This is a genomic window from Streptomyces albidus (ex Kaewkla and Franco 2022), from assembly GCF_013870515.1.
GTDB lineage: Bacteria > Actinomycetota > Actinomycetes > Streptomycetales > Streptomycetaceae > Streptomyces > Streptomyces albidus.
This window is the reverse complement of record NZ_JACBXA010000334.1, coordinates 1-5147: the sequence shown is the minus strand read 5'-3', so window position 1 is coordinate 5147 and position 5147 is coordinate 1. Positions and strand designations below refer to the sequence as shown.

Annotated in this window: 3 protein-coding genes; 2 read left to right on the top strand and 1 reads right to left on the bottom strand. The window is 72.6% G+C overall.

Annotated elements, in window-relative coordinates:
• Positions 1 to 3121 (top strand): amidohydrolase family protein (locus H5J26_RS28150; protein ID WP_181768787.1); only part of this gene is annotated, 3121 nt, incomplete at its 5' end.
• A 70-nt stretch (positions 3122 to 3191) separates the two neighbouring features.
• Entirely contained in the window at positions 3192 to 3605 is a 414-nt protein-coding gene (locus H5J26_RS28145; protein ID WP_181768786.1) for an HIT family protein, read from the top strand.
• Positions 3606 to 3623: 18 nt separating this feature from the next.
• Here the strand turns inward: H5J26_RS28145 and H5J26_RS28140 are convergent.
• Positions 3624 to 5147 (bottom strand): bifunctional 3'-5' exonuclease/DNA polymerase (locus H5J26_RS28140; RefSeq protein ID WP_181768785.1); only part of this gene is annotated, 1524 nt, incomplete at its 5' end.

The following is a 5147-nucleotide window of genomic DNA, read 5'->3' as shown; positions in this document are numbered from 1 at the left end:
CGCCCTGGCCGCGCCCCTCGCGCCCTCCGCATCCGGGGCCGGAGTCACGCTCTCCTTCACCGCCGCCACCAACGGAGCCGCCACGCTCTCGCCCGACGGCGACCGACTGGTCGCCGAGGTGCAGAACGTCCTGTGGTCCTTCCCGCGACGAGGCGGCCGTGCCACCCCCCTCACCGATCCCGAACTCGAGCCCACGCGCCCCCAGTTCTCACCCGACGGCAAGCAACTCGTCGTCTGCGCCTACCGCGGTGGCGGCTTCCATCTGTGGACGCTGCGCCCGGACGGCTCCGGCCTGAAGCAGCGCACGGACGGCCCGTGGGACGACCGCGGCCCCGCGTGGTCACCGGACGGCACCCGCATCGCGTTCTCCTCCGAGCGCAGCGGCGACACCGTCACCGGCAGCCCGTACCGGATCTGGGTGCTGGACCTCCGTACGGACGCCCTGACCCAACTGACCGGGCTGCACGGCCAGGACGGTCCCCTGCAGGACGGCGCCTGGGAGGACTTCGACCCGGCATGGTCACCCGACGGCCAGCGCGTGCTGTTCGTGCGGGCCACGCCCGCGCAGGGGGAAGAGGGTCCGGTGCTGCAGGCCCGTACGGTCGCCTCCGTACCGTCAGACGGCGCGGGAGACATACGAACCGACTACAGCGAGACCGCCGCGGCCGAGGTCATGACGCCCGCCGTCTCGCCTGCCGACCGGCTCGCACTTCTGCGCACCACACCCTCGCCCAGTGCTTCGTGCACGCTACTCGTCGACGGAGAGGTGGTCCGCCTCGACGGCGAGGTGCAGCCCGTACCGCCCCGCTGGATCTCCACGGACGCGCTGCTGCTGACCGTCGACGGGCAGTTCACCGTCGTGCGGACCGGGAAGCCCGAGCAGGCCGAGAAGATTCCTTTCGCCGCGACGATGTCCGTCGAGCGCCCCCGCTACCGCGTCAAGGACTACGACTTCGACGCGGGCGGAGGCAGCAGGCCGGTACGCGCCCTGCATCTGCCGGCCCTTTCGCCGGACGGCCGCAAGGTGGCCTTCGCCGCGCTCAACTCCCTGTGGATCGCGGACACTTCGGGGCACGGCCGCCCACGCAGGATCGTGCGGGGAAGCCGTACGGCCTACCCCCTCGCTCCGGCGTGGACGGCCGACGGGAAGGGGCTCGTCTACTCCGACGACAGCGACGGGCTCTTCGCCGTCTTCCGCCGTGACGTACGTTCCGGCAAGGAGACGGTGCTCGCCCGCGGCGGACGTGTCTTCCCAGCCCTCTCACCGGACGGCGCCAGGCTCGCCTGCCTCGACATGGCGGGGAACCTCGTCGTCCGCGACCTGGACGAGGAGACCGAGCGGGTAATCGCCGCACCGCTGGGCGCCGCCGGACTGCCCGGCAGGCCCAGCTGGTCACCCGACGGCCGGTACCTGGCGCTGTGCGACCGCAACCGCCTCAACCAGCGCTTCCGCGAGGGCTACAACCTCATCCGCATCGTCGACGCCTCCAGCGGCGAAGACCGGCTGTACCCCGTCGCGCCGCACACCTCTCTCTCCGACCGCTACGACAGCGGCCCCGTGTGGTCCCCGGACGGACACCGGCTCGCCGTGGTCAGCGAGTCGGCGCTGTGGCTGCTGCCCGTACGTCCCGACGGCACCCCGAACGGCGACCCTCGGCGCATGACCGACGAGAGCGCCGACCACCCTTCATGGTCCGGGGACTCGCGCACCGTGCTGTACCTGTCGTCCGGAAAGCTGCGCCGCCTCGACGTGCACACCGGGAAGGCCCGCACCGTCCCCGTCGCACTGCACCACAGGCGTCCCCGCGCCCGGGACACCGTCGTCCACGCCGGACGCCTGTGGGACGGCACGGGGGAGACCGTCCGCGAGGACGTCGACATCCTCGTGCGGGGCGGCCGCATCACCGAAGTCGTCCCGCACCGGCGAGGGCGGCCCGCCGCCCGCCGCGTCGACGCGTGCGCCCTCACCGTCGTACCGGGACTGTGGGACTCGCACACGCACCCCTGGCAGAGCACCTATGGCGGACGTCAGACGGCCACGCAGCTCGCGTACGGCATCACCACCGCCGTCGCTCTGGGCGGCTTCGCCTACGAACAGGCCCGCATCCGGGAAGCCGTGGCGGCCGGTGCCCTCGCCGGACCGCGGCTGCTGGCCACGGGCGAACTGCTCGACGGACCCCGCGTCGCCTACAGCATGGGCCGGGCGCACCGGACCCGGGACGGGCTGCGCCGCTCACTTCAGCGAGCGGAGGGCCTCGACTGGGACTTCGTGAAGACCTACGTGCGGGCGCCCGGCTGGATCATGGAAGAGGCGGCCAGGTTCGCGCACGAGCGGCTCGGCGTCCGGGCGGGAAGTCATCTGTGCACGCCCGGAATACAGCTCGGCGGGGACGTCACCACGCACCTCCAGGCCACGCAGCGGCTGGAGTTCGGGCACGCCACCACCGCCACGGGGCGTGCCTTGCAGGACGTGCAGGAGATCTACACGGCCGACGGCGCGGGCTTCCACCTCGTCGCGACGCCCTTCACGGCCGTGCCCCTCCTGGGCGCCGACCCCGGGCTGGCCGAGGACCCGAGGGTCACCCGGCTCATGCCGCCGTGGGACGTCACCGCCATCGCGGAACTCGCCTCCGCACCTCCCACGAGCAGCCAACTGGCAACGCTTACACGGGAGACGGAGATCTACCGGCGGGTGCTGAAGGGCGGCGGACTCATCGCCCTCGGCACGGACCAGCCGCTCGTGCCGGTGGGCCTCCATCTGCATCTGGCCCTGCGGGCACTTCACCGCGCAGGTCTGTCGGCCGCAGCCGCTCTGCGCACGGCGACGGTGATGCCCGCGCGGGTGTTCGGCGCCGAGAAGGACCTCGGCACCGTCGAGGAGGGCAAGCTCGCCGACCTCACGCTCGTCGACGGCGACCCCTTCACCGACTTCGACGATCTCGTACGGACCGTCTCGGTGCTCCGCGGCGGCGAGCTCTTCGAGACCTCGGCCCTTCTCGACTCCTTCCCGGCGAACTCCGAAGGCGAAGCCCCGCGGACGCTCGGCGACGGCGGGGCGGAGCACTGGCGGCACGTGAGCAGGCAGCTGCGCAAGGAGGGCTGCTGCGACATGGGCGTGTGATCCTCCCCGCTGTCACCCGCACCCATGTCGCCGACGCCGCGAAGAGCGGCGGCTGCGGTTGACTGGGGGAGTGGACTGCATCTTCTGCGACATCGTCGACGGCCGGCGCCCCGCGCACAGGGTCTTCGAGGACGAGACGGCCGTGGCGTTCCTCGACGCCCGCCCGCTCTTCCCCGGCCACACCCTCGTCGTACCGCGCGAGCACCACGAGACGCTGACCGACCTGCCCGCGGACCTCCTCGGGCCCTTCTTCACGCGGGTGCAGAGAATCACGGCCGCCGTGGAGTCCGCGATGGAGGCAGCCGGTTCGTTCGTCGCCGCCAACAACCGGGTCAGCCAGTCCGTGCCGCACTTCCATGTGCACGTCGTCCCGCGCAACCGGAAGGACGGGTTGCGCGGCTTCTTCTGGCCCCGGAGCCGGTACGCCGACGAGGAGGAGGCCGAAGGGGTGGCCTCGCGGCTCCGGTCGGCGCTCGATGCGTGAACTCGTCCGTACGCCACGTCACTTGGCGTCCGCGTAGCACTCCACCACGGCCGTGCTGAAGGCGAACCGCACGGGCGTACGGCCGAAGGCCGCATGCCCCGCCCTCTCACCCGCCACCCGGATCGCCTCGGTCACACGGTCGGCGTCCTCGGCGGGGCAGTGCACGATGACCTCGTCGTGCTGGAAGAAGACGAGCTCCGCCGCCGTCCCGGCAAGCTCCTGACGCAGCGCGGCCAGCATCAGCACGGCCCAGTCGGCCGCACTGCCCTGCACGACGAAGTTCCGCGTGAACCGCCCCCGCGCACGCGCCGCGCCCCCGTCCGGCGCGTGCACCGGGGGTGTCTCCCCGCCGCCCTCCCACGCGCCCTCCTGCTCCGTCCCCTCCGCCGTTCCGCCCGAGTCGGCAGGAGGACAGGTGCGCCCCAGATGCGTACGCACCAGGCGCCCTTCCTCGCCCGCCTTCGCCGCGTCGTCCACGTAGGCGACGGCAAGGGGGAAGCGCCTCCGCAGAGCTGCCAGATGCTTCAGCCCGTCCCCGCTGGTCTGCCCGTACACCGCGCCCAGGAGCGCGAGTTTGGCCTGCGCGCGGTCCCCGGCGAAGGCCCGCTCCGACAGCGACTGGTAGAGGTCGTCGCCGCTGCTCGCCACGTTCATCAGCCCGGGGTCGCGGGAGACCGCCGCCAGCACGCGCGGCTCCATCTGGTCGGCGTCGGCCACCACCAGCCGCCAGCCGGGGTCGGCCACCACCGCACGCCGCACCACCTTGGGGATCTGCAGTGCACCGCCGCCGTTCGTGGTCCACCGGCCCGAAGAGGCGCCCCCCGGGACGTACTCGGCGTGGAAACGCCCGTTCCGCACCCAGGAGCGCAGCCACGACCAGCCGTGCGCGGTGTAGAGCCGGTACAGCTTCTTGTAACGCAGCAGCGGCTCGACGGCGGGATGGTCCACGTCACGCAGCTCCCACGCCCTGGTCGAGGACAGCTTTATCCCCGCTTTCGCGAAGGCACGGAGCACATCGGCCGGCAGGTCCGGACGCACCCGCACATCCGCTCCGAACGCCCCGGAGACCTCCACCTCCAACTCGGCCAGCCTCCGCGGCAGTCCGCCGCCCCCGTAACGCTCACCGAGCAGCTCCGCCAGCAGCGCCCGGTGGACGTCCGCCCGCCAGGGCACGCCTGTACGTCCCATCTCCACCGCCACCAGCGTCCCGGCGGACTCACCCGCCAGCAACAGCCGCATGCGGTCGGGGTGTTCGGCTGCGGCCGTGCGCTCCAGCTGGGCGGCGTACACCTCCAGCAGCGCCGTCATCGGATCCACGCCCTCCGGCAGCGGCACCGGCCCGGCATCGAAGAGCGACGGCTCCGGATCAGCCTCCCGGGAAGCGGCGGGCGGATCGGGTGGTACCGGCAGGCCGTGCAGCCTCGCCCACGCCGCAGGCAGCGAACGGGGCGTGCCCGCCATCCCCTCGTGGGCCAGCAGCAGAGCCTCGGCTGCCTCCACGTCGTAGCAGCGCTCCACGCTCGTCCCGGCATCGAGCAGCCG